At 56.6% G+C, this 25,033-nt stretch carries 25 protein-coding genes and 1 pseudogene; 10 read left to right on the top strand and 16 right to left on the bottom strand.

Features of this window, described 5'->3' with window-relative positions:
* The first annotated feature begins 2 nt into the window (after window positions 1-2).
* The gene (locus tag Q5Y75_RS16990) at window positions 3-965 is read left to right on the top strand and encodes a 2-hydroxyacid dehydrogenase (protein WP_306199605.1); all 963 of its coding nucleotides are present in this window, start codon (window positions 3-5) and stop codon (window positions 963-965) included.
* Between the two features lie 14 nt (window positions 966-979).
* Window positions 980-1,852 carry an NAD(P)-dependent oxidoreductase gene (locus Q5Y75_RS16985; protein WP_306199603.1) on the top strand — a complete coding sequence of 291 codons (873 nt, stop codon included), beginning with the start codon at window positions 980-982 and terminating at the stop codon, window positions 1,850-1,852.
* Between the two features lie 532 nt (window positions 1,853-2,384).
* Here Q5Y75_RS16985 and Q5Y75_RS28545 read toward each other — a convergent pair.
* The 4 genes from Q5Y75_RS28545 to Q5Y75_RS16970 form a co-directional block, all read right to left on the bottom strand.
* Window positions 2,385-2,729 carry a sulfurtransferase gene (locus Q5Y75_RS28545; RefSeq protein WP_371933282.1) on the bottom strand — a complete coding sequence of 115 codons (345 nt, stop codon included), beginning with the start codon at window positions 2,727-2,729 and terminating at the stop codon, window positions 2,385-2,387.
* A gap of 85 nt (window positions 2,730-2,814) precedes the next feature.
* Entirely contained in the window at window positions 2,815-3,768 is a 954-nt protein-coding gene (locus Q5Y75_RS16980; protein WP_306199602.1) for a 2-hydroxyacid dehydrogenase, read from the bottom strand.
* Window positions 3,765-4,931 carry an NAD(P)/FAD-dependent oxidoreductase gene (locus Q5Y75_RS16975; protein WP_306199600.1) on the bottom strand — a complete coding sequence of 389 codons (1,167 nt, stop codon included), beginning with the start codon at window positions 4,929-4,931 and terminating at the stop codon, window positions 3,765-3,767. Before Q5Y75_RS16975 ends, Q5Y75_RS16980 begins: the two co-directional genes overlap by 4 nt.
* Complete coding sequence (locus tag Q5Y75_RS16970) at window positions 4,928-5,959, bottom strand: sterol desaturase family protein (protein WP_306199598.1); 1,032 nt, start codon at window positions 5,957-5,959, stop codon at window positions 4,928-4,930. The genes Q5Y75_RS16975 and Q5Y75_RS16970 overlap by 4 nt, the downstream gene beginning before the upstream one ends.
* 178 nt (window positions 5,960-6,137) lie before the next feature.
* On the opposite strand from Q5Y75_RS16970, the gene Q5Y75_RS16965 reads away from it, so the two are divergent.
* From Q5Y75_RS16965 to Q5Y75_RS16950, 4 genes are all read left to right on the top strand, one after another.
* Window positions 6,138-6,836, top strand: a complete 699-nt coding sequence (locus Q5Y75_RS16965; RefSeq protein WP_306199596.1) for a GntR family transcriptional regulator — start codon at window positions 6,138-6,140, stop codon at window positions 6,834-6,836.
* A complete protein-coding gene (locus tag Q5Y75_RS16960; protein ID WP_306199594.1) occupies window positions 6,833-7,570 on the top strand; it encodes an SDR family oxidoreductase in 738 nt (245 codons plus the stop codon). The genes Q5Y75_RS16965 and Q5Y75_RS16960 overlap by 4 nt, the downstream gene beginning before the upstream one ends.
* A gap of 5 nt (window positions 7,571-7,575) precedes the next feature.
* A complete protein-coding gene (locus Q5Y75_RS16955; RefSeq protein ID WP_306199592.1) occupies window positions 7,576-8,127 on the top strand; it encodes a 3-methyl-2-oxobutanoate hydroxymethyltransferase in 552 nt (183 codons plus the stop codon).
* 280 nt (window positions 8,128-8,407) lie between these two features.
* On the top strand, window positions 8,408-8,719 hold the full coding sequence (locus tag Q5Y75_RS16950) for a Rieske 2Fe-2S domain-containing protein (protein ID WP_306199590.1): 312 nt from the start codon (window positions 8,408-8,410) through the stop codon (window positions 8,717-8,719).
* Window positions 8,720-8,861: 142 nt separating this feature from the next.
* Here the strand turns inward: Q5Y75_RS16950 and Q5Y75_RS16945 are convergent, their stop codons facing one another.
* Window positions 8,862-9,122, bottom strand: coding sequence for a hypothetical protein (locus Q5Y75_RS16945; protein ID WP_306199589.1), 261 nt, complete (start codon window positions 9,120-9,122; stop codon window positions 8,862-8,864).
* A gap of 142 nt (window positions 9,123-9,264) precedes the next feature.
* On the opposite strand from Q5Y75_RS16945, the gene Q5Y75_RS16940 reads away from it, so the two are divergent.
* Entirely contained in the window at window positions 9,265-9,438 is a 174-nt protein-coding gene (locus Q5Y75_RS16940) for a hypothetical protein (RefSeq protein ID WP_306199587.1), read from the top strand.
* Between the two features lie 146 nt (window positions 9,439-9,584).
* On the opposite strand, the gene Q5Y75_RS16935 is transcribed toward Q5Y75_RS16940, so the two are convergent.
* Complete coding sequence (locus Q5Y75_RS16935; protein ID WP_306199586.1) at window positions 9,585-10,112, bottom strand: substrate-binding domain-containing protein; 528 nt, start codon at window positions 10,110-10,112, stop codon at window positions 9,585-9,587.
* Between Q5Y75_RS16935 and Q5Y75_RS16930 the strand changes: the two genes are divergently transcribed.
* Together Q5Y75_RS16930 and Q5Y75_RS28540 are read left to right on the top strand one after the other, a co-directional pair.
* Complete coding sequence (locus tag Q5Y75_RS16930; protein ID WP_306199584.1) at window positions 10,096-10,260, top strand: hypothetical protein; 165 nt, start codon at window positions 10,096-10,098, stop codon at window positions 10,258-10,260. The two genes, Q5Y75_RS16935 and Q5Y75_RS16930, sit on opposite strands and share 17 nt — an antisense overlap.
* A gap of 471 nt (window positions 10,261-10,731) precedes the next feature.
* Window positions 10,732-10,925, top strand: a pseudogene (locus tag Q5Y75_RS28540) (IS5/IS1182 family transposase); the annotation flags it as partial.
* 1 nt (window position 10,926) lies between these two features.
* Here Q5Y75_RS28540 and Q5Y75_RS16920 read toward each other — a convergent pair.
* The 9 genes from Q5Y75_RS16920 to Q5Y75_RS16880 form a co-directional block, all read right to left on the bottom strand.
* Window positions 10,927-12,114, bottom strand: coding sequence for a phytanoyl-CoA dioxygenase family protein (locus Q5Y75_RS16920; RefSeq protein WP_306199582.1), 1,188 nt, complete (start codon window positions 12,112-12,114; stop codon window positions 10,927-10,929).
* Window positions 12,115-12,195: 81 nt separating this feature from the next.
* Complete coding sequence (locus Q5Y75_RS16915) at window positions 12,196-13,386, bottom strand: phytanoyl-CoA dioxygenase family protein (RefSeq protein ID WP_306199580.1); 1,191 nt, start codon at window positions 13,384-13,386, stop codon at window positions 12,196-12,198.
* A 96-nt stretch (window positions 13,387-13,482) separates the two neighbouring features.
* Window positions 13,483-15,150: an extracellular solute-binding protein gene (locus tag Q5Y75_RS16910; RefSeq protein WP_306199579.1), complete on the bottom strand. Its 1,668-nt coding sequence runs from the start codon at window positions 15,148-15,150 to the stop codon at window positions 13,483-13,485.
* A 335-nt stretch (window positions 15,151-15,485) separates the two neighbouring features.
* Window positions 15,486-16,100 (bottom strand): molecular chaperone TorD family protein, encoded by a 615-nt coding sequence (locus Q5Y75_RS16905; protein ID WP_306199577.1) that lies wholly within the window; start codon window positions 16,098-16,100, stop codon window positions 15,486-15,488.
* Window positions 16,101-18,563: a trimethylamine-N-oxide reductase TorA gene (gene torA, locus Q5Y75_RS16900; RefSeq protein WP_306199575.1), complete on the bottom strand. Its 2,463-nt coding sequence runs from the start codon at window positions 18,561-18,563 to the stop codon at window positions 16,101-16,103.
* Between the two features lie 10 nt (window positions 18,564-18,573).
* On the bottom strand, window positions 18,574-19,755 hold the full coding sequence (gene torC, locus Q5Y75_RS16895) for a pentaheme c-type cytochrome TorC (RefSeq protein ID WP_306199573.1): 1,182 nt from the start codon (window positions 19,753-19,755) through the stop codon (window positions 18,574-18,576).
* The gene (locus Q5Y75_RS16890; RefSeq protein ID WP_306199571.1) at window positions 19,752-19,997 is read right to left on the bottom strand and encodes a periplasmic nitrate reductase, NapE protein; all 246 of its coding nucleotides are present in this window, start codon (window positions 19,995-19,997) and stop codon (window positions 19,752-19,754) included. The genes torC and Q5Y75_RS16890 overlap by 4 nt, the downstream gene beginning before the upstream one ends.
* Window positions 19,998-20,755: 758 nt before the next feature.
* A complete protein-coding gene (locus Q5Y75_RS16885; protein WP_306199569.1) occupies window positions 20,756-21,271 on the bottom strand; it encodes a YqhA family protein in 516 nt (171 codons plus the stop codon).
* A 101-nt stretch (window positions 21,272-21,372) separates the two neighbouring features.
* The gene (locus Q5Y75_RS16880) at window positions 21,373-22,524 is read right to left on the bottom strand and encodes a fumarylacetoacetate hydrolase family protein (protein WP_306199568.1); all 1,152 of its coding nucleotides are present in this window, start codon (window positions 22,522-22,524) and stop codon (window positions 21,373-21,375) included.
* A 181-nt stretch (window positions 22,525-22,705) separates the two neighbouring features.
* On the opposite strand from Q5Y75_RS16880, the gene Q5Y75_RS16875 reads away from it, so the two are divergent.
* Entirely contained in the window at window positions 22,706-23,449 is a 744-nt protein-coding gene (locus tag Q5Y75_RS16875) for an SDR family NAD(P)-dependent oxidoreductase (RefSeq protein ID WP_306199567.1), read from the top strand.
* An 11-nt stretch (window positions 23,450-23,460) separates the two neighbouring features.
* Here Q5Y75_RS16875 and Q5Y75_RS16870 read toward each other — a convergent pair whose 3' ends face one another.
* Entirely contained in the window at window positions 23,461-25,026 is a 1,566-nt protein-coding gene (locus Q5Y75_RS16870; protein WP_306199565.1) for an isochorismatase family protein, read from the bottom strand.
* Between the last annotated feature and the right edge of the window lie 7 nt (window positions 25,027-25,033).

Below are 25,033 nucleotides of genomic sequence, written 5' to 3'. Positions count from 1 at the left end.
CTATGACCCAGAAACCGGTCCTTTGGCTGCCGCGACGCGTCTCTGACGCCACAATTGCGCGCGCAGAACATGACTATGATGTAATTCTGAATGACGCGGACACGCCCGGAACCGCCGATGAGATTATCGCGATGAGTTCCAAGGTCGACGCGATGATGCCCTGTCATTCCGAGCACTTCTCGGCAGATGTGGTGGCACAGCTCGATCCGCGCTTGAAGATTGTCGCGAACCACTCGGTAGGTGTTGATCACTGCGATTTGCCTGCTCTGGAGGCGAAAGGAATCGCGGTAACCAATACTCCGGATGTTCTTTCGGATGCGACGGCAGAGCTGGCGGTATTGCTGATGCTCGGCGCTGCACGCCACGCTGTCAAAGGTGATCGTCTTATGCGCACCGGTGCCTGGGACAGTTGGAGCCCGTCCTTCATGGTCGGCAAGCAGGTGACCGGCGCGCGTATCGGCATTGTTGGGATGGGGCGCGTCGGTCGGGCGTTTGCGGCCAAAGCACGTGGGTTCGATATGGAAGTCCACTATTACAATCGCACGCGCCTGCCCTCGGATCAGGAACAAGGCACGACATATCACGAAACCATCGAAAGCCTGCTGTCCGTCGCTGATTTCTTGTCGCTTCATTGCCCGGCAACACCCGAAACCATGGATCTGATGAATGAACAGCGTCTGGATGCGTTGCCCGACGGTGCTGTTTTGATCAACTCGGCCAGAGGTGCACTTGTTGATGAAGATGCATTGCTGAGGGCAATCCAAACCGGGAAGATCGGCGCGGCCGGCCTGGACTGTTTCAAAACCGAACCGGGCGGCAATCCGGCCTTCGCAGCACACGAAAACATCTTCATGCTGCCGCATATCGGCAGCGCCACCACCAGAACTCGGGATGCCATGGGTTTTCGCGCCCTAGACAACCTAGACGCATTCTTTGCCGGCAAAACGCCGCAAGACCTTCTGTAAATGAGGACATTTAGATGACAAAACTCGCATTCCTTGGTCTCGGAGTAATGGGATACCCCATGGCTGGCCATCTGCAGGCTGCAGGCCACGAGGTCACGGTCTTTAACCGTACATCCGGCAAAGCCGGCGCCTGGGTCGAACAACACGGCGGTTCAATGGGCAAAACCCCACGCGAAGCATCCGAGGGTGCAGAATTCGTGATGACCTGCGTCGGCAACGACGATGACTTGCGCAGCGTCTGTCTGGGCCCGGATGGGGCATTTGCCGGTATGTCGGCGGGGGCCACACTTGTCGATCATACGACGGTTTCTGCCAAGGTCACACATGAGCTATCTGACGCCGCCAAGGAAAAAGGCCTCGTCTTTGTTGATGCGCCGATCTCGGGTGGTCAGGCAGGGGCAGAAAATGGCGCCCTCTCTATCATGTGCGGAGGTGATCAATCCTCCTATGATGCGGCGGAACCCATCATGCAGGTTTACTCAAAGATCTGCAGACGCTTGGGTGAAACCGGTGCCGGGCAAATGACCAAGATGAGCAATCAGATTGCGATCGCAGGATTGGTCCAGGGCCTAAGCGAGGCGCTTCATTTCGCACAAAAAGCAGGTCTGGATGGCCGGGCGGTTGTTGAAGTCATCAGTCAGGGCGCTGCCGGAAGCTGGCAGATGGTGAACAGGTACGAAACTATGCTTGATGACCATTTCGACCACGGCTTTGCCGTTGACTGGATGCGGAAAGACCTGGGTATCTGCTTGGAAACGGCCAATGAAACGGGCGCCAGCCTGCCGGTCACCGCTTTGGTCGATCAGTTTTATAAAGACGTGCAGAAACTTGGCGGTGGTCGCTGGGATACCTCTTCGTTGTTCAAGCGCCTACGGGCACTTGATTGAAGAGCATGCCGGTTTTGAGCGTGGCATGCATTATGTTTGACATCTTGCGCGCGGCGGCAGTTGCCGCATGTTTGAAGCCGATCTTTTCCCAAAGGTTGAGATCCCACGCCCGAAGGTCGCAATCGGCTGAGCTTCGGGTCAGGATAATGGCGGCGGTCTCATAGAGCTGCCTTCGCAAATGACGCTCTCCGCGTCGGGATATGTGACCCTCGTAATTGACTTCGCTGGATCAGAAACGCGGAGCTGTTAGCCCAAGCCACGCGCCAACCGAGCGTGGTTCTCGATGATTACTCGGCTCTCAATTGAGGTGACGAGCGACATTATAGTGATGGAGCCAACGCGAAGGATCGACATGAGAACTCAACTTCTGCAAGTTGCGCTAGACCTTCATCCTTGTTGGCGGCCAGGTTGAGTATTGCCTCAACTCGGTTGAAAGTGAACGTCGCCGGCGCTCCAAGGTGCCCTGCTCTCAGCGATCAACGGGTTGAACGCGGTGCCGGAGATTTTTGAGGACGAAGAAGAAGGCCCGTCACTACTTCGCTAGTGGAGGTTCGCTCTGCTCAATGGGACGGTTTGGATCACGTTTCCAAACCGAGAATGAGCCATCAAACAGACGGGCGGAAACACCCAGCTGCTCCAACGCAAGAAGCGTCACAGTTGCTGCGTATCCCGATCCACAAGTAGTGATTATGGGTTTGTCCCGCCAGTCCGGCGAATGTTGATCGAAGATCTTGGTAATTTCGTCTGCCTCAAGGAATTGCCCCGTTTCCTCATCCAGGAGAAGTGAAAACGGGAGTTGCCGCGCGCCAGGAATGTGCCCGGTTGTGGGATCATCCGGAGTGCCCGCGAAGCTGACTGGACCACGCGCATCGATCAAGCATCAACCCGGAGCGTATGCACTTGTAGATGGCTTAAGGTCTAAGGCTCATACCGGCAAGGTCGCTGCAATCCTCAGGTACGACCTAGGCGCACTCGGGCACGGGCGTCACTAGCGAGCGGCCAGCAAAAAACGCTGCAAGGTTCTCGCGTTGCAGAGCACCCATCGCCGTCCGCGTCTCGATCGTACCTGAAGATTGGTGCGGCTGCAGTAGCACGTTGTCGAGTTGCAGAAAGCGCGGATCAATGTTGGGTTCATTCAGGAATACATCCAGCGCGGCACCTGCGACCTGACAGTTTTCCAGTGCATTCAGAAGTGCCGCTTCGTCAACCGTTGTTCCACGTGAGATGTTCACCAGCAGCCCGTCAGGCCCCAGCGCCGCGAGTGTCTCGGCCCCCACGATACCTGCCGTTGCAGGGCCGCCAGAAATGCACACGAACAGCACATCGACATGTTCGGCCATCGCGCTGATATCGCTGAAATAGGTCCATCTCGGCGTGTCTTTTTCGGAGCGTGAAAAATAACTGACATCGATATTGAACGGCACCAGCCGTTCCGCCAGCGCGCGCCCGATCCGACCCAGCCCGACGATCCCCACGCGTTTGCCCGACACTTTGCGTTGCAGCCGGTATTCGCCGTGCTGCGTCCAGTCGCCGGATCGTATCCAACCCTGCGCCCCCGGAATCCCGCGCGACCATGCGATCATCATGCCAACGCCCAGATCGGCTACATCCTCAGTCAGGACATCGGGTGTGTTGGACACCAGAATGCCGCGGCTCACCGCATGGGCCACATCGATTGTGTCATAGCCCACGCCAAGATTGGCAATCATTCCCAAATTGGGAAACCGGTCCATGATCTCATCGCCGAGAAATGAATGACCGCGAAAAGCGATGGCGCGGATTGAGGCTAAAGCGTCTTCGGGCAGATGGTCCGGCGTGCCGCCTTCATCCATGGACCAGACTGTAAAGGCGTTGTCCATGGGCACCTGGTCGTATTCCGCATAAGATCCCACAGCGAGGATATCTGGTTTGGTCATTCTGGACCTATACCTTGAGCAGATTTTTGAGTGCAATGACCGGATCGGCGAGGGCCGTGCTGTCCACTGCGCGCGCTTTCTATCAGCTTCATTGCAAAGCGCATATCTTTTGCAATCTTCACACCTCGCGCAACACCTACAGCGAAAGACAACTTTCCGTCTGAAAGGCCAAAGGAAATATGGTGGTCAGGCCCATAAGCGCGGTCAATGATCTGATGGTCCGGTTTTTGCAGGCCCGCGCTTTGTAGCACATAGTCATACTGATTCAACCAGAGCCAGGGCGTCAATTCACATGATCGCAGGTCATCGGAACAGGTCATGTTGTGACCTGCGATATCACCTTGCTGGCCAGCGGCGGTCCAAGCCTCCAGCCGGGTTGGCTGTTCGCCCAAAACTGGGACCGCACAGCAATCGCCGGCTGCAAAGATGTCAGGGTGTGACGTGCACAGATGGCGATCCACCAGAATCCCGTTGTCGACCGACAGTCCGGCCTGTTCGGCCAATTCGACGACCGGGGCTGAACCGACACCGGCAATAACGAGATCGGCCTGCACCAGTTCCTCCGGCGTCACACTATGGTTCAGACTGAACGCCACGCCCGCCGCGACATGACGGTTTTGCACGATGGCTGCAACCGCCGGAGTCGCGCCGCGCGCAAGGATGCGGTCTGCCTTTTCGACCACGCGCACGGCGACACCCATGGTGCGCAAGCTTGAAGCCAGCTCCAAGCCGATGAAACCAGCTCCGACGATGATGGCCGATTCCGCGTCTGCCGCGCGTTCGCGTATGGCGTCCGCATCGGCTTTGGTGCGCAGGGTCATGGCATCGCGAAAAGCGCGGGCCCCTGCCCCGGTGGCCAGCAGCAATTTGTCAAATCCAAGTATTGCGCCATCGGACAGCGTCAGACTCCGCGCGCCGGGATCAATCGCTTCCACCTGATCACGCTGGAACGTCAGCTCCGCCGCATCGACATGTTCTGCCGGGATGATGTGGCGCGCCTCGACCCCATCTTCACGCCATTTCGAGAGGGGCGGGCGTTCGTGCGGCGGCCAGACCGCATCCCGGTCGATCAAAGTTATCGGCCCCTCGAAACCTGATCTGCGGGCCGAGGTCGCCGCGCGCAGACCCGCATGGCCAGCGCCGACAATGACGATACCGCTCATGCTTGGGTGCTGCGCATAGCCTTGGTGCGCTCAGTGTGCAGCTTTCGGAAGTGCTCATCGGCCTCGGGCGTGCCGTCATGTAGGCTGCCGAACCACTTGTCCAGGGGCACATTGCTTTCACCGAAATTCACATTGTGATAGCGGTGGTGCAGGTAATGCATATAACGGTCATTGCGCAGTGCCAGCTCATCCCCGAACATTATCTCGTCAAAACCCGAATGACTGACCGCCGGTCCAAGTGCGGTTTGGAACCCATTGAACATCATGTGAAGCGGATGGCTGGGCACTATCATATGGATCAGCATGCATGAGAAATAGACCAGATGCTCGACCGGATGCATGGCCATACCGGACCAGGGGCCGACATTTACGTTCTTGTGGTGCAGGTAGTGCACCCAGTCATAAAGTGGCTTCCAATGGATCAGGCGGTGAATCCAGTAGAAGTGGAAGTTGCGCCAAAACGGAACCGCCATCATCAGCAGGCAGAACAAGATCGGATGTTCCGCCGGATCAAGATAGGGCATCCAGCCGTTTGCATAGCCCCACCAAAGGAAACACTCATACCCCGTCCAGACCAGCGTGCCGACCTGCGCCCAGAAGATATTGTCCCAGACCTGGTCGCTAAACAGGAAAGTCGAGTTGTTTTTGGCCTGCCAGTTGGCGTTGTACTTCTTCAAACGACCCTGCTTTTTATAGCCGCAGAACCACAAGTGAAAAATGCCGGTCCAGACCCAAATCAGGACCAGATTGCGCAACAGAATCTCGCCCATCCAACCGATCCGGAATTCTTCCATCCGCGCCAGTTCAGGCGTGAACCAAGCATAACACACCCCGATCAGCACCATATAGATGGCAAACCACGGCAAGAAGAAACCGGGGAAACCGGTCAGCCATTTGAACACTTTCGGGAAATTCAGGGGATCATCCAGCAGTGGTTCAAGATAGACGGGACGGCCCGACCACCACTCACCGCGGCGGTTTCGTTCCTGGCCATGTTCGTCAATTGTGATCTTGGGCTTTTTCGCCATGACGTGTCCTTTCCTCACCCCAATCTGGACCGAAGGGGCGACTCCGACCTTTTATTCGGATAGCGGTCAGTTCTCGCTGCGTCAACAAAAGTTTCGAAACTTAGACTATTTGTCGAATAAATAGATGATCGTCAAAATTCCCTTGACCTAGGCTCAGCCTGTCCTTACGCCCTTTAGGATGGATGTTTCCTCTGGCCCTAAACCCCCGACCGATATTTACGACAGCCTGCGTGACGGGTTGATCTGGGGGCGCTGGAAATCCGGCCAACGACTGAAACCACATCATCTTAAAGCCGAGTTTGGCTGCACCACGGCAGCCTTGCGCGAGGCATTGCTGCGACTAGCCGGAGAAGGTTTTGTCGAAAATGAGAAGAACCATGGTTTCCGCGCCGTAGAACATTCCGAGGATACGTTCCGTCAGGCCGCGCATCTGCGACTGTTGCTGGAACGTGAAGCGGCCGAACTGGCGCTGAAACAGGGTGATTTTGAATGGGAGATGGCGCTGAACGCGGCACACCATAACCTCGACTACATCGAAGCGCGCATGGAGCAGGCCGAGGATGTCACGCCATTTCTCAGACGCTGGTCGCGTCAGGACTGGGTGTTTCACAGTACACTGTTGGGGGCATGTAATTCGGATTTGCTGATACGAACATACAAGTCGGTTTTCGACACGTTTCGGATGTACGCGGTCTCGCAAATTGAAGGGTTTGGCTTTTCCCATGTGACGCGTGGCGAACATCGGGCGATTTATGATGCGGCCATAGCCCGCGATCTGCCCGCCTGTCTGGATGCGATACACGCCCATCTAGCGCAGTATGAGGACGATAATCGCCTGCTCAAGCGGCTGGCACCCAAGGGAGGAAACGAAACATGAGCAAGATTGCTTTGGTGACGGGCGGTGGCTCTGGCATTGGCAAGGCCTGTGCGCTGAAACTGGCCCAGAATGGATATACGGTTGTGGTTACAGGACGGCGGCAAGAACCGCTTGACGAAACCGTTGCAGTCATGGGTAACGGTCAGGCAATCGCCTGCGACGTGGCGGATGCGGCACAGGTTGACGCTCTGTATGACCGAATCAAACAGGTGCATGGGCGGTTGGATATCCTGTTCAACAATGCAGGTAACAACGTAGCAGCCGCACCAATCGGGGATATCCCGCCCGAGGATTTTATGACTGTCATAAACGTAAACCTTTACGGTGCGTTTCTGTGCGCGCGCGGGGCGTTCAACGTGATGCGGGATCAGGACCCTCAAGGGGGGAGAATAATTAACAACGGCTCGATCTCGGCTGCGGTGCCGCGCCCGGGGTCTGTGCCCTATACCAGTTCCAAACATGCGATCACGGGCATGACCCGTTCGATTTCGCTGGATGGCCGCCCGTTCAACATCGCATGCGGACAGATCGATATTGGGAATACAGCGTCCGAGATGACCTCGAAAATGTCCGGCGGCGTGCCGCAGGCTGATGGAACCCTGAAGCCCGAACCGGTGATGAGTGTGGAGAACGTTGCGCAGTCCGTGTTGCACATGGCCAATCTACCGCTTGAGGCAAATGTCCAGTTCATGACCGTCATGGCCACCGCCATGCCCTTCATCGGTCGGGGGTGAAACCTGTGAAGGCCATCTACACATTCGGGGCCCAACCTGCGCGGCGCACCGTCACGATTCCCTGTATGCGCAAGGCCAAAGCACAGGGCCGCAAATTGACACAAGTCACAGCCAACGCACCGGATGAATTGCGCGCCGCCGAAGAGGTCGGGATTGACATGATCGTGTCGGACGCAGCGAGCATGGGACATGTCCGCCAGCATAACAAGACGACCTTTTGCACAGCCGCGATCAAACTGACCGAGGTCAAGACGACCGACGACATCCTGAGCGCGGCTTTAGATGCGCTGCATCTGGGTGCGGATGCGGTGATAACGCCCCGCAGCTTTGACATGGTCGAAACGCTAAGCAAAGAAGGCATCCCGGTCACGGAACATCTAGGCCTCGTGCCGCGCAAATCGGTTGCGACGGGCGGGATGCGAGCCATGGGCAAGACTGCCGATGAAGCGCTGGAGCTTTTTCGCGATTTCAAGCGCCTTGAAAACGCAGGGGCCTTTGCCGTGGAATCCGAGGTGATTTGTGGCGAGACGATGACCGAGATCGCCCGCCGCACCTAAATGATCTGTATGTCGCTTGGCTCGGGCGGGGCGGAGATGTGAACTTTCTGTTTCAGAACGACCTGACCGGCGAAACCGAAAACCCGCCGCGCCATGTGCAGGCCTTTGGCAATCTGGCCCGATTGCACCGCTAGCTATACGCCGCGCGTGTCGCCGCCGTCAGCGCCTTTCGCGACGCGGCCACCAATGGCAGCTTTCCACCGGACAGCATCACGCCCCATATGGCACCGGACGAATACGAAAAGCTGATGACCGAAATTGACAGGATTTGAGGACCGATATGGCAAAGAAAATTCGCGTCTGCTCCGTAGACGACATTGAAGAAGAAGACGTCATGCGCTTTGATCACGAAGACAAAAGCCTGATAATTATCCACGGTCCGGACGGAAACTTCTATGCTACCGACGGCTATTGTACCCACGAAAAACAGCACCTTTCTGAGGGAATCGTGGATGAGTTCGACATTGAATGTCCGCTGCACTTTGGGGCGTTCGACTACCGCACAGGCGACCCTACCGTACCGCCGGTTTGCGTGGCACTGAAAACTTATCCTGTGGTTATCGAAGGCGACGAGGTCTTGGTGGAATTCTGAGCTATGACCATTTTGATCTGACCGGGAAAACTATCCTGGTCACCGCATCCTCGCTGGGCACCGGATTTGCGCTGGCCCGAGATTTGACCGAGGCAGGCCCCTCGGTGTTTCTGTCTGTCCCGGCCTTGTGCTTTGTCAAAGGTCAGATGTTGTTCGCTGCTAGCGACATCACGACGATCCCGTGACCTATGAATGCGATTACCATTCGCCCCGCCCGCGACCAACAGGCAGGGTTGATGCCATGGAACGACGGCACACGGCGCGCCACCGGGGCCGAGCTTGATTGCTCGGTCACGGTGATTGCCACCAGCTTTGAGGGACAGAGGCTCAATTCGCCCAACGATACGCTGGTCAGATCGGAGGGGTCTAACCGGTTCAGCAGCCCATTATGGGATCGCAACAAATTAGGAAGGTTTCTTCAGAACATGAGCTGCCCTGCGACGTCTGTCATGTTTATCCGAATACGGGTGAGATGATTGCTACGGCTACAGATATGGACTGCCCGAACGGACTCGCGTTCTGCCCGGTCGAAGATGTGCTTTCGCATGGCTGATACGGGCAGGATGTTCGATGCGAAAGTGAAACAATGCATCCGCCACTACGATTCTTCCGGCGGCGCGCCGTTGATTGGCACGCCTTTCTTCATTGTGGATGTCGGCGCCTCTGACGTTTCCATAAAAATCTGGAACCTGGCAGGCGGCGGGATGCATTGTATCTAGCCCGGTGGCAGAGCACTGGGCCGGATTCTCGACCCTGACACCGTATCCAACATCTATTTCGGAGGCCTTGCCAAACATCGGTCTAGCATACTCGCCTCGACCAACCTCTATGCAATCATGCTGAACCGGTCTGCCGCGCAGAGATCCTAGGTCGTTGTCCCCACAACCAGTTTGTCGGGCACTAGATCGACCGGGTTTCGTAACGCGTTCTGATCCACAATCAGGTTCGCCGCACATCGTCCGATTTCGCGCCGGTCAACATCCTGAGTGGTCAAATTTGTCCTGACCGCATAGTCCCTCGAGGTTCCGTTGAAACCGGCAACCGCCACGTCATCCGGGATCCGAAAATCTCGGGAGTACAAATATGACAGGCACCCGGCGGCTATGGAATCGTTCAGGCAATAGATCGCGTCCACGGGTTGGTTGCGATCAAGCAACCTTTGAGTCAGCACCTGCCCTGTTTCTCTCGTTCGCGGCAGGTCCTGATCCGTTTCCCGATGTAGCGAAACACCGGCCTCGGCCAGAACAGAGCTGAACCCTTCCAGCCGTTGGGCGGCGCAGAGGTCGGTGTCAAGCTGAGCCCCGACATCGGCAATCTTGCGGTACCCGCGTTCGATAAAATGCCGGGCGGTTATTGAAGCCGCCGCTGCGGAAGCCGTGACCTTCCAGCGCAAAGGCAACCGTGACAGGGAAGAAAAGGCCATTGAATGGTTGACCACCGAGGGCGGCATGGAAATCAACCGCAACGTCAACGGTGCTGCGTTTCAGGAAGCAGCCAAGCCGATCTGGGCGACATTCATTGAGGAAACGGGGACACTCTGATCAACGAAATTCTCGCGGCTCAAAAGTAATCAAAAAAATGTATGCTTTATCCCTGGGCTCGGGGCAGAGCCTTCCGGGTGTGCTTAATTTGTCTTCGCAAGCAAGTGCACAACTTCACCCCAAATGAAACGTGATGCCTACGATTAGGTTTTTGATCTCAGGATTTAGTGATGCGATCCGTTCGATAGATTGGAAGGACGCATTATGAGACAGGTACGCCACGAGTACGGACGCCGTCCGAGCGGCAAGACTGCTATCGCAAGATTCGACTGCGGAGTTGAGTCTAGAATACGACATCAATCCCAAAATGGTTGCCAAGTGGCGGAAGCGGCACACAGTCGAAGATCGGAAGACTGGTCCAAAGGAGCCATGCTTGGCTGTCTTTACTAGAGAAGAAGAAATTGTCGTAGCTTTTCGACGGCAAACGCTGCTTCCACTCGATGATGGCCTGTATGACTTGCAGCCGACAACCCTACACGCGGGTCGCGGAAGAATCGGGTCGGCATGGATCACTCAGCATATCACCTGGGAAATCTCGTCGAACGATGCTTCAAGCTTAAGAATGCCCGGCGTGTAGTGACACGATACAACAAAACGCCGGAGAACTTCTGGGCTGCATCGACATCACATCGACCCGCCACGGGCTCAGCCGTTTGTCAACATGACCTAATGAGATCGCACTCGATTTTGCCGATCACGCAGTGCCTTCTCGAATTCGTCAGAGCTCCAATTGCTGGCGAGCGCCCGATGCATAAGGTGTTGCTGGCTATCGGGCGCCATGCCTGACAAAGGTGAATCCAAATCCAGATTGGCCGGGAACGGATACCCTTCGGCACAGGCGGCAATAACACACTGGATTTGGCTGCTATCCAAAGCGCCGTCATCTGCCATCCGCTTCAGAACGGGGTAAAGCGCGGCACTCATCCGTGTTCTGTCGACAATCTCGATCGACCGGCCATACCCTGATCCGACTTGCATCAGGTTAACCATGCGATCAATGTCGGATGTCTTGTTCTCTCCTGCAGCGTGAAAAACCGCCGGGTTGAAGTAGAGCATGTCTCCTTTATTGAGTGGCAATTGGACGCAATGTTCCTCAAAGTACTCTCGGAAGTCGGGTAACTGTGCAGCGATGTATCCCGGAAGATAGGTCTGGGAATACGGCAGCAGCTTGGTTGGCCCCGAGTCCAACGGCACATCGCAATGTGCGATCCCGCCCTGCAGCGTTAGCATCGCGGACAAACCGTGGATACGCGCTGGATAGTCCTTCAACGCATCTGGTGACTGAAACCCCATATGATAGTCGCGATGACAGTCCTGCGCCTTGCCGCCTGGATGCACCACATTGACCTGCATGGTGATTTGATAAAGTGGACCCAACCAGGCTTGACTGATCATGGCAATGACCGGGTTTGCGTTATAACGCGCAAACAATTCGGGTGCTGCCATGCACAGCTTCTCATGCGAATTCCAGATGCGGCTGTTGGCGCCTGCGGCTGCAAAGTGATCACCGGCAGCGGCACCGGTTTGACGCTCTTCTTCGATGATTTCGTTCAATACCTGCGTCACGTCATCGATCAAGTTCAGGTCATCATAGCTGTTTTTGACTACAACGATGCCGGGGCCAGTGGCCAAAACCTCGTTCCATTCGGCCATAAACGCTCTGGATGTGGCGGCATTGGTATAAGCTTCGCAAACGGTCTTTCCGTCATAGACCGGAATGTTATCGATCACCTCGGCAGCCAAGGGCACAGAACCCGGATCAGTAGTCAGTTCGACCTGGGCGCGAAAATCCTCTATCGAGCAGATTTCTTTCGTTAGCCAAACCGGGGCTTGTTTACGTGGATGTTTGCTCATCTAATTCAGCCTTTCGAAAGGTCAGGTCAGCGCGCCATCATCATATGGCAGCAAGCAGTATGCATCAGCCTCGGATTTACTTCAGAGACGCGCGAGGTACTCTCGTGCCGCTTTCTCACCCATTGCATCCAACTGCTCTTGCTTGAACGCCTCCCGCTTTTTGCGCCTTGGGTCCATGAAACCCGCGCCCACAACATCTTCGCCTTTGTCACAAACCACAAAGCGCGAGATACGTTGCGCGTGTGGTGACAGCTTTTCCCATTGTTCATAAGGCATGCAGCGCATGATCCCTTCGCTGCGGAACCATGGCGCGTAGTACTCCACGTTTGGCATTGCCCGCACATCGCGCGACAGGTTCGGCGTACCCCCGTGCCAGGCGCGAATATCGCGAAACACTGCCGTGCCCGCAGGGGCCGGGCAAACGGTCGACAGTTTCATCCAGTCAGGCTCATTCGCGAGGCTGGGAATCGGAGCGCGCGACCGCTGTGTCCCCGGGATCTGCCGGATCGGTCCGTTTTCAAAGGTCAGGTCAATCATGGGAAAATTGATCGTCAGAACCGGAACCGGCAAATCGCGCATGGTGACATTGCCATAAGGGTCCGGGAGCTCGGACCACATGTTGTCGGAATGCAAACCCTGGTACTCGATGGCGCCCGGCATCGCGATATCGCCACCGGCGCCACCAACCACGTAGTCTGGCGAGCCGAAGATTTCCGTCAGGATCGGCGTGGTCGTCGGCAGGTCGATGAGCTCGCACCACTCTGTCTTATGCAGCATATGACGCGAGGCAGAACCGCCGCCAAAGGAATAACGATGAGGTAAGCCGCCTGCCCCTCCGCCGGCTGAGCAATCGGGATCATCCTCCATCAGGTCCGCCACGGCTTCGTGCGCTGCATTGCGCATCCGCTCTAGCTGTTCCGGAGTCAGCACATCGCGCACTGCCACAAACCCATCACGGTGAAACAGCTCGGTTGCACGCTTGACCTCGCCGGGTGAAACTAGTTCCAGCCCTTTGATACCATTGTTCTGTCGCAAATGTTCGCGCAAGCCTACGACTCCGGGATCGTCATAAGCCCGGGTCCATGCCGCGCAGGACGGATCGCCCGAAACCAGATTCATATGTTCGGGCGTCGTCTCAATCTCAATCTCTGCCTGAGACGAGGACAGTCCGTCTGGGTTGTCATTGCTTTCAATTGTCTTAGGGCGATTGATAAACCCGTTTGGCGGCACATCAGCGTTCCAGCCCGCATCTTGCAAAAGACCGGTAATCATACACTCCTCCCCAGTGTTCGCACCGTTTGCTCTGCGGCCCAGTCGATACCGCAAGAGCAGATCACTCAAGTTAGAAAAAGTTCATTATGAACATTTTTAGATCGCCTCAGCACGATCCTGGGAACGTTTCAACGCTTGCTCGACAGTTTGGCGACCCAAGAGCATGTCGTGTATCTCCTCCCCCAGAATGGAGACCACGGTTGAATAGCTTGGCACCGGTGCCCTGGGCCAAAGCCTGATTTCACCACGCCGTGCCATCTGATCAACTGCAGCAATCATAGGCGACAATTGCTGAACATCCGGATCCGCCGCAACACTGATACGCGGCGTGACATGGCCACCATGCTGCACAAGCAGTTTTATCACCTCAGGAGAGGCCAGCCACTCGATTGCGTGCCACGCTTTTGTCAGGCTATCCGTTGCGATGTTGGACGGGATCCCGAATGCAAATCCACCAACCGGTGCAACACTCGCCCGAGGAGCTTTGTCTTTCGGGAAAAGGCCTGTCGGATGAGGCAAAAATCCAAGTGTCCGGGCCGACGCAAACCCGCTTAGTTGTGCAGCCCGACTGGCCCATTCATACGCCATAGCGACCCGGCCTTCACGCAATAGGTTTACCTGCCCTTCCCACCCCATGGTCAATGTGTGCGGGGCCGAAACCTTGAGCAGGTCAATCATGAACCGAGCCGTCGCGCGACCTCTTTCGGTGTCGATCATCGGACGAAGTGTCTGTTGGTTTGAAACTGTCAGGTTGTGGCCATCGATCGAGCGTTGAAGCTCGAAAACAGGCTGACCAAAATCCGCAAGAAACTGGATAAAGGCCTGGCCAACGGGCGCACCGCGCCCTCCAGTCCAGGACACGCCATATTGCTCTTCACCGGGTTTGTGCATAACACGCGCTAGCCTAAGAACATCTTGCGTCGTCGAAGGCGGCGGCGTTTGCAGCTCTGCAAAAAGGTCCTGCCGATAAAACAGCAACTGCGGATTGATCAAAATGGGGATCGCATAGTACCGGTCGGCAACCACCACCCCCCGCCAGGCAGCTGGGACAAAATCTGCACTGTCGACATTGCTGTCGGCTGCAACGCCATCTAGCGGGGTCAGAATACCTCGGGCAGCAAATTCAGCAATCATGGGTAAATCGACGGCTACGATATCGTATTTAGATCGTGGCAGAGCCGCGTTTTCCAAAACATTCTCGCGAAGCTGATCAATGGATGTTTCAGAGAACCGGACTTGACCGCCCATAAGATAGCTTAACTCACGCTGCAGTGGTTTGCTGATAGCATAGGCCGGATCGTCCAGAACAAGCACGTGCACACCATCTGTAAACCCCAACTTGCTTGGCGCAATGGATGGTGAAGCGACGCTGGTCTGACCCGAACTCCGCTTAGTCGGGCGCAGGCGGTTCGCCCCGCTGCCCGAAATAGCGACACGCGTTGCCTCAAGAAATGATGTCATCTTAGCAATAAGCTTATCGCTAGGATGTACAGAAAAGGATTTACCCGTCTTGGTGCGCGGTCGCAAATCAAGCAAGCCCCGCACCTGCATATCAGCAATTCGTCGCGTGGCGGTTGTATACGGAACAGTCGTGGCTTGCGCCAGATTGGTCGGTGTCGTGGAAAGGCCCTGCAAATGCCGTCCAAGCAAAAACAAAGACATCTCCAGAACTGGATCTGCCCCCGCGTCGTCGACCCAAAGCACTTTGAGCGCCCGAAGACGTTCTAGCAGCTCAATTGCTTCCAACAAGTCCCGCTTGTTCAAAATCAACCGTCCACTTCAAGGGATTCTAAATCCGTCTGTTCATAGGAAACTTCAATAGGCTCACAACTTGCACAATACATATCAGTCGACAAGGATCTGTGGCGAAGGCATCTGTCTTGAACGGCTCGTCAGGATGCTGGACCATCTGCACGCCGAGATTTCCCGTTGCGCAGATTCAAATAAATGGCACGCCGCCTGATAGCTACCCTTTGGGTTGGCCCGCTTATTTCAACTGCACTGGCAATCTTTGCGCCGCCACCGGAAATGCTCCATCGTGGTCCGGCTTGCGCGGCGTGGCCGTGGGGAGTTCCCTGACAGCATCGTCAGTTGGAACCTTAGACGCGGGCCGTCAGCTTTCTATCGGCAAGTGCCTGCAGGTACAGCGTCAGGATGCTTGCGACTGTCGGATAGAAGCCGGTCGAAGGTTTTTGCTCCTCCAGACGGCGCGAAACAGATGTGGCAAGGGGAAGAACCTCGCTTTCCACGTAACCCGAGGAATGCGCATCCAAGCGGTTGGTGTCCAATAGATACGCAAGATACTCCAACATGACAGCGAGGTGATCCGCCGGACCATTCTCGGAGGCGGTTAGCCCAAGCCCGGCATTGTTCAGTCTTGCGCGCATCCGGTCATGGGCGTGACCAAAAAGCGTTTGCTCCTCGAAATAAGAGGCGTAAGGCATAGCAGCAGTCTGGCCGGGGATTAGGAAATGTGCTGCGAAATCCGTCGCCAACTGTCGCGTCGCGTTGGTATGTCGAGACCAGTCCCGGATTGCCGCCTCAAGCGTTTCACGTTCGGCGGAGATATCACACTGTTCTGCCACTGAATTCAAATATGGAACTGCGGCACCAGCCATGTAAGCATTGACCGCCCCCTCGGTCAGCTCGCCGGCAAAGACTGTTGCGAACCAACGGCACAGCTCGGCATCGTGGATCGTCACACAATCGTCCATTCAGAAGACGACCTCAGTGGGCCCGCCGAAGGCTGTCACTGCAGGCGCATCGCCTTCGAATTCCTCGATCTGGACCAGACAAGTATTTGCGCTGGTCGCCTGGCTGAGTTTCGAGGCACCTATATCCATGGTCAGTGTGTTCGGATCGCCATAAGTATCCAGCGCCCCGATCGTTGCATCCTCTGGCCCGTACCAAGCGCCCTCGTGAATGCGCGCAACCCCGGGCGGGAAGTTATCGGACAGTCTGACGCCGGCAAGCAACTGACCACGGTCATTGAAAACGCGGACAAGATCGCCATCGCCCAGCCCCCGCTGCTCTGCATCCTGCGGCGACATCCAGATCGGTTCACGACCTTGCACCGAGTAGGTGGCGCGATAGGGCTCGGAATCGCACATCTGCGAGTGCAGCCGCTGATCGGGGTGACAGGATTGGAGCCAGATCGGATACTTTTCCGATCCCGGCCCACCATGCGAGCGTTCAAGCTTTTCCATCCATTTCGGGTGAGCGCCGCAATCGTCGTAACCGAACTTTTCGATGGTCCGGCTGGAAATCTCGATGAAGCCCGAGGGCGTGCCCAGCGCATTGATTTCGGGATCCTCGCGGAAAGCGGCGTGACGCACCCAGTGCTCTCCGCGGGGGAAACGGATCAACCCCTCGTCCCAGAAATCGGCGAATTCGGGCATCTCGAACTTGCCGGCATTGGCGTCGCGGCATTCGTTGTAGAGGGTCTCGATCCATTCCATCTCGCGCATGCCACGAGTATACTCCTCGCGGCGACCGAAGCGTTCGGTCAGGGCAGCGAAAATATCGAAATCGGGTCGAGACTGGAACAGCGGATCCACCAGTCGGTGCATCGCGAGCACGCCGGAATTTGCGTAGGAGCCATACATGTCCAGATCGTTGCGTTCGAACTGGGTGCAGCCCGGCAGGACCAGATCGGCGTGCCGACAGGTGGCCGACCACGTATAATCCACCGCAACGATGGTTTCCAGATTGCGGATCGCCTGCCGCATCTTGTTGCGGTCCTGATGGTGGTGAAAAGGATTGTTGCCAACAAAGACCGCCATCTTCAGGTCAGGCAGCGTGACCTCGTTGCCGTTGTACTGGATCTTGGCACCAGGGTTCAGCAGTGCATCGATCCAGCGCGTGGTCGGGATCACCGGGCTGAATTCGCCGAAATTCGCATCGTGCTCGGGTGTCTTGCCGAGATCAAGGTTGAGCGGGAAGGCTCCAGGCATTGTAGCACCGGAGGTGGAAACGCCCACGCTCGAATAGTGGTGCGAATAGCTGATCCCACCCCCTGGCAGGCCAATCTGACCCAGCATGGCGGCCAAGACTGCCCCCATCCAATAGGGCTGTTCACCGTGCTGCTGACGCTGCACCGACCAGCCGAACATGAACTGCGTGCGGTCTGAGGCGATGAGCCGCGCAAAGTCACGGATCATGTCGGGGGCGACCCCGCAGATGTCAGCCGCCCATTCCGGCGTCCGCTCGATGCCCTCGTCATCGCGGCCCATCACGTAGTCGATGAACCGGTCGAAACCGAGCGCGTAGATGTCGATGAACGCCTTGTCATAGAGCTCTTCGGTATAAAGCACATGCGCCACGGCGAGCATCATCGCAACATCGGTCATCGGATTGATGTAAAGTTGCTCGCAATTGATATGGTTCTGGGTTTTGCTCCGAACTGGATCGATCGAGATCACCTTGATCTCACCCTTGGCGATCTTTTCGCGCAACGTGTCGAAGTACTCCAAGCTCTCATGGGTTTCGCATTGCCAGCCGACCTGCAGATTCTTGACAGGGTCGCTCGCCCAGAAAACGAGAGTCTTGGTGTTTTCCAGGATCAGCGGCCAGGAGGTGCCCTGGGCATAGACTTCGGTGGAGCCGAGAACGTATGGAAGGATCGTCTGGCCGGCACCTGTCGAATAATCCCCCACCTTCTTTATATAGGGGCCGTGCATTGTGACGGCGCGATTCATGTGGTTGATGCAGGAATGGAACTGCCCAGTGGCGCGCCAGCCGGTGGCCCCAGCATAAAGTCCTGAGGAACCATACGTCGTCTGAATGCGTTCCAGTTCTTCGTAGAGCAAGTCGAGCGCCTGATCCCAGGTAATACGGATATAGCGGTTGTCGCCGCGGGTCGTGCGGTCGGCTCTCTCGCGGTTGTCCAACCAATCGGCGCGAACCATAGGGTAACGTATGCGCGACGGCGAATAGATCAGCCCCTTTATCCCATTGATCATGTCGGTGGGATTTGGGTCTTCGTCTATCGGCCTGACATCGACGACCTGCCCGCCCTTGATCAAAGCCTTTATTGCCCCCCAATGCGACCCGGTTGTCTTCCAGACCCCTTCGGACGTGACCTGTGCCTTTGCTGCGGGACCCAGAAGCGCGGGGCCGATGAGACTTGTGGTTGCTCCTGCGGCTATGCGTTTGAGAACGTCCCTGCGGGTTGCCATGGCGATCTCCTCAATGCGCTTCGACGAAGTCGGACGAGTGTTTCTGCAAGTAGGTCAGCACCAGCTTGCTCTCAGCCTCGTCGAAATTGGTGAAGCCGACCATACCGTTGAACATTGCCGGCCAGGCATTGGCCGAGAAATGCTCCGGGTCCGGTTGGGCGTGGCAGGTGCTGCAATCCGATGCATAGCTTTCGGCAGCTACGTCCCAAAGCACCTGTTCGTCTTTGACAAAGCCCCGCGATACAGCCCAAAGGTCCACCGTGACTTCACTCCAGTCGAGCCCGGTATTATCGTCATTGCGGGTTTCCGATGCATGAACAATCGCCGCGTTTGTTGCCGTGTCCTTGTTCAGAACAGCCTTGCGCATGTTCAGGCCGAAGTCGTGGTAGAGCACCCGCCCAAAGCCCTTTTCTTTCCGCCAGGCGGCAAGCCGGATCTGCATCTTATTGCCACTGCGTGCCAAGACCTCGACCGGTGCGCCGAGCTCCAGAGAACCGGCGGTCTGCGTCAGGGCCTCATCCTCGAATAACTCTACGGCATCGATTGCAAAATACTGCTGGCCCTCCTCAAGATCGGTGACCGCCTTGCTTTCCAGAACCACCAGCACCGGGCTTTCGCCCGAACTCTGCGGTAGGTGATGCGCGATGCCCTTGTGGCAGTTGATGCACCCAGTATTCAACTCGGCCGCTGGCCGCATGTAGTACACGGCTTCGTCCGACATTGCGGCCCAATCCATGCTGTCGTAATCGTGGCAATTTCGGCATTCGAGCGAACCATTGGCCTCCAGACGCGCCCATTCGTGTCGCGCCAATTCATCTCGTTTAGCTTCGAATTTCTCAGGTGTGTTGATCGTTCCAAACACCTTGCCCCAGACCTCCTTGGACGCCTGCATTTTGCGCGCGACCTTGTTGGTCCATTCGTGCGGTACGTGACAATCAGGACAGGTGGCGCGCACGCCAGTGCGGTTTTCCCAGTGCACGGTTTCCTGCAACTCCGCGTACACGTTATCCTCCATCTCATGGCAGTAGATGCAGAAATCTTCGGTATTGGTGAATTCCATCGCGGTATTAAAGCCGCCCCAGAAGATAATACCCGTGATGAAGCCGCCGAAGGTGAGTACGCCCAGAGAAATTGTTGCGGGCGGGCTGGACAATGTGCGCCAGAAAACTGCGAGTGTTGATTTCAGGCTCATTTGCTTGCCTCATCGGCCGGCGGAACGATGGGCAACTGGCTTTTATATCCGGTGGCCACACCAGTTGCGTCCTGGAAGACAACTGTTGGCGGACCAATGATCTCATGGCTCATCCAAACGACAAAGCCATAGGAAGCGACGAAAGCAACCGCGATCGCCGGAAGAGCAACGAGCGTAAAGAATAAGAACGAGAGCCATTCACGCTTACGGAGAACGCTTCTGTTCAGGGGCAGTGAAGTCATCATGCGCCTCCCGCATCGATTGCGGCATAGCGAATCTTATACCACAGCTCGGCCATAATTCTAAGAGGGTCAAACCGGATAACTCATTGTTTTTACAAAGATAACATGCACGTAAGACTCACGTTTTGACGGACCGGCTTCAGGTGTCCGGCGCCAGACCTGTGTGGATGCCAAGGGTCGGCTCCAAAGTGCCTCTCGCCAATTGTGAAAGACGCGTTTCTGATACCAGTAAGCCCGACCGCTTTGCCCAGCGCAGCGCCTGTTTCGGCAATATGAAGAACTCTTCGCGGACGATCTTTCCGTCTTCGATCGAGTAAACTGCGATCTCGCACAGGGTCATCTGCCGACTAGCGGCTTTCTGAGTCTGGCATCCAGACTTCCGGTAAAAAGCCACTGGCATCAAGCTTAGCGAAAACAGTGGCGTCGATCTTGTCGGTCTTGACCTTGGCCCAGCCGATGGCGCGAACTAGCTGCTTAACCCGTTAGTCCGGCGTGACCTCTTCGGTCGGCAAGAATCTTCGCGCCGGTACCGGTCCATTCCGTCAACGCCCCTCGTGGCCTTTGACGCCTGGAATGCCGCCACTCAAGCCGCTTGAAATCCCAGAACCAGCATATCTGTGTGTATCGTGAGTAAACCTGACAACGCCTTTCAATTTGCCCATTCTGATACCTGCTCGAAAACTAGTCGACGGGAACAAACGTCAAATTCTATATGTCGGTCAACCGGGCACTAGAGATTGTGACACGTCCAAATAGGGTTACCGACGAGCCAGTGTCAGAAACCAGTCCGCTATCGCTAGCACCAGCGCAAAAAGCACCAGAAGCCCCGTCATTGCCGCAAGATGCAGAACCTGCCGGGTGTCCTGATCGTCTGCTTGCCCAGCATAGATCAGCATTTCCTTTAGGAGAAGCAGCAGCGACAGCGCCACGGCAATTGCCAAAAACCGATTGCGCAGCCTTGTGAAATCCACCTCGCTGCGCCTATTTTCTGCTCCCTCTTCAGCCCTGAGACCGGGGATGAACAGCTCATAGCTTGTGTGCAGGATGCTCAGAACGATGTTGGCGGCCAGCAGCACAATGCCGAGCGAAAGGATAATGGGCAGCGCATTCAGCGCATCGGTCTGGAACAGCACGGGCAGATGGTCGAAGAAATCGCGGACAAACTGGATCAGCAGAACGATCAGTAGCAGCGCAAGCCCTAGATACATCGGAGCCAGCAACCAGCGGGATGCCGATACGCCATGCTGCACCGCTTTCTCGAATTCGCCGCTCATTCTGATCCTCCGGCTGGTTGAGCACGGCCTAAAGTCTAGCGGTCTCGCTCAAACAGGGAAGGTCCTTGCATACCCGATAGTTGCATTCTTTTTGCGCCGGCTCAGAGCAAATCGCGGCGGCCCAGATTGCGCATTAAATGGCTGATGCCAAAGCTCCAGGGTTCGCATTCTGTCGACAGCCGCACGGTGTTGGTCAGTGTGCCAAGACCGGCGGATGAGATCGTTACGACATCTCCAAGCTTGTGTGTGAAACCCTCGCCCGGCGTATCGCGGTCCTGCGTCGGCGCGAATAATGTGCCAAGAAACAGCATCAGCCCGTCAGGATATTGATGATGGCGCCCGATCGTCTGCGCCACAAGATCAGCCGGGTCACGGCTGATCTTGGACATTGAGGATTGCCCCTTCATGAGAAATCCGTCCGGGCCGGAAACCGTCAGATCGAGCTCGGCCTTCCTGGCATCATCCAGAGTGAAGGCGGTATCGAATAATCGAATCATCGGACCGATCGCGCATGAGGCGTTATTGTCCTTGGCCTTGGACAGCAACAGCGCCGAGCGCCCCTCGACATCGCGCAGGTTTACATCGTTGCCCAGCGTCGCACCGACGATTTCTCCTTTGGAGTTCACCACCAATACGATCTCGGGTTCGGGGTTGTTCCATTGCGAAATCGGATGCAGGCCCACCTCGGCATTCGGGCCAACTGCTGACAGGGGTTGCGCCTTGGAAAATACCTCTGCGTCCGGTCCAATCCCAACCTCAAGGTATTGCGACCACAGGCCCTCTTCGATCAGGGCTGCCTTGACCTGCATCGCCTGTTCCGAGCCCGCCTGAATATCGCGCAGGCTATCCCCGATCAACGCTGCGACGCGCGTTCGGATTGCCTCGGCCGCTCTGGGATCGCCCGCCGCACGTTCTTCGATCACGCGTTCGACCATGGATTGCGCAAAGGTAACACCACAGGCCTTGATCGCTTGCAGGTCGCTAGGGGCCAGAAAATGTGTTCGAGACATGTGCCCGATGGGGGCCGAAGATATCTGTTCCAACGAGCCCAGATCAGTGCCCGTCGCAGATGTCAGATAGTGGGCCGGGTCTTCCATCTCGCAGATATCACGGCTGGTCGGCGCCGAGTGAGACGTAATGTCAATGACCCGGCCCTCTCGTAGAGTGACCACGGAGGGCCCCTGCACATCGGCGTTCCAGACCCGACCCAGAAAATTCCCGACCTGTTCCTTGGCCGTCAAAAAGGGTTCCATATGCCCACCTTCTGATTTGTTGTGTTTGGGACAGTTTATTTGCGCAAATATCTTGCGCGAGGGGCAGATCCGACAAACCTTCAGAAAAAAAGAGTTTGGGTTATGTGCCGAGCGCCAGGGTTGCCTAAGATTTGGAAACACGCCGAGGGTTGGCCAAGCGTGCCGAAAGGTAGGTCCAAAGATGCAGATGTCGGAGTCACATGTTGTTGTGACGGGCGGTGCGCAAGGCATCGGCCTTGCGGTTGTGGATGCGTTTCTGGCGAAGGGGGCCAAGGTCGCGGTCTGGGATATGAATGTCGGGCAGGCGCAAGCGGCCATGGCCGAAGATGCGGCCCGCGCCGGAGTGTTGGTTTATGAATGCAACATCGCTGACCGGCATCACGTGCAAGACGCCGCAGACGCCACGCTCAATGCCTTTGGGCGCATTGATGGGCTCGTGAATAGCGCCGGTGTCGCTGGGCCCAATGCGCCGGTTGAAGAGTATGATCACGACGCGTGGTGCGACATCATCGACATCAATCTGACGGGCACGTTCAATGTGAACAAGGCGGTGTTGCCATGCATGCGAAAGCAGAATTACGGGCGCATCGTCAATATCGCCAGCATCGCGGGCAAAGAGGGCAACCCAAATGCCTGCGCCTATTCCGCGTCCAAGGCCGGGGTGATCGGGTTTACCAAATCGTTAGGCAAAGAGATGGCGGGCCACAACATCGCGGTGAACTGCGTGACACCTGCGGCGGCAAGGACTCCGATATTCGACCAGATGAGCCAAGAGCATATCGACTACATGTTGTCGAAGATCCCACGCGAACGGTTTTTGGAGGTGGAAGAAGCTGCCGCCATGATCGTTTGGATGGCGGGGCCAGAGAATTCATTCACAACCGGTGCGGTGTTCGACCTGTCGGGCGGACGGGCCACCTACTAGTTCCCCATCGTTCAACCCAATGCGGCGATTACGCTGTCCACATCCGTCACCTCCGCGACATTCTGCATCGCATAGTTGATGGAGGCATTGTGCCAGTCCGCATTCATCGTGGAACAGGCGTCTTCGGGCAAGATGACGCGGTAGCCCTTGTCTGCGGCGGTGCGGGCGGTGTGTTCGACGCTCATGTTTGTCCAAGCACCGGTGTTGATGATGGTATCTATGCCGGCGCTCGCCAGATGAGCCTCTAGCCGCGAGGTCGGCCAGGCGCTCATACTCATCTTTTCGACGACCAGATCGCCAGATTGCGCCTCCAGCCCTGCAGCGGGCGCGACACCCCAGGTGCCCCTTTGCAGGGCACCGGCCTCTTTCAGACCTTTGAACAAGGCGCAGTTCTGCGGAAAGGCCGGATAGCCCGGTTCGCAGACCAGCCAGACATGGATCACCGTCACACCCGCCTTGCGGGCGGCATCCGCCAGGCGGCGCGCGTTTTCGACAACGTTCTGTTCCCGTGCATGATCAGGAGAACCGGTCTCGGCAAAGGCGCCGCCGTCGATGATCACATCGTTCTGCATGTCCTGGATGATTAGCGCTGTGCGCTTGGCGTCGACCCGCAATCCCGCTGCATGCTGAGCGGGCAAATCCTGCGGCAAGTCCGCTTTCGGTCCCATGAAGGGTTCCACATGTCCCCGCGTTTTCATCTGGACGGAATAAAGCCCGGTACTGGCACAGATGAACAGCTTGTCCCAATTGTCGCCACCCCAGTGAAGATTAGCGGCCTTTTGGGGCACTTCGATCTCGCCAAGTTTGATGCCGTGGAAGGAATAGACCCAGACACCGCCCGGAGCCGTCACGTACACGTTCCCGTTCACATCGGTTTTCATGCCATCCGGCACACCTTCGCGGCGGGCCTCGCTTATGCCGCTGGCAAAGATACGGGCATTGGTCAGGCGGCCATCGGGGGCCACGTCGAACATGCGGATATTGGTTTGCTCGGTGTCATTCACCCACATGAAGCGCTCGCAAGGCGAAAAACAAAGCCCGTTTGGCTGGGTGAACATGTAGCGATCACTGACCAATATCGGTTCATCACCCGGCCTGTGCCCGGCGGGCAGCATATAGACACCCTGAAACCCCTGTTGCAGCGGGCGTTCGACACCAAAACCGGCCATCCGGCCATAGGTGGGATCGGTAAAATATACATCTCCCCTGGCGTTGACACAGATGTCATTGGGAGAGTTCAGTTCCTTGCCTTCGAAATGGCTGGTCAGCACCTCGCGCCTGCCATCGTGACGAAACCGCGTCACCGAACTGGTGGCATGTTCGCAGACCAGCAGGTTCAGATCGGCATCATAGGTCATGCCGTTGCCCTTGTGTGAGGGGCGCATGACCTCGCTGACCTGTCCATCGGGTGTCCAGCGTCGGCGTACATCTGCCGGCATGTCCGAGAACAGCAGGTGCTTTTCCACCGGATGCCAGATCGGGCCTTCCGTGAAGGTAAATCCCGACCCGAGTTGGTTCACGGGCGCATGCGCATCCATCAGAGAGACAAAACTGGGATCAACGACTTTGTGCGGCATCATTTCT

Origin of the sequence: Ruegeria discodermiae (assembly GCF_030758345.1) — a bacterium.
Classification (GTDB): Bacteria; Pseudomonadota; Alphaproteobacteria; order Rhodobacterales; family Rhodobacteraceae; genus Ruegeria_C.
The sequence above is the reverse complement of the archived record's forward strand: the minus strand, read 5'-3'. Positions and strand labels throughout refer to the sequence as shown.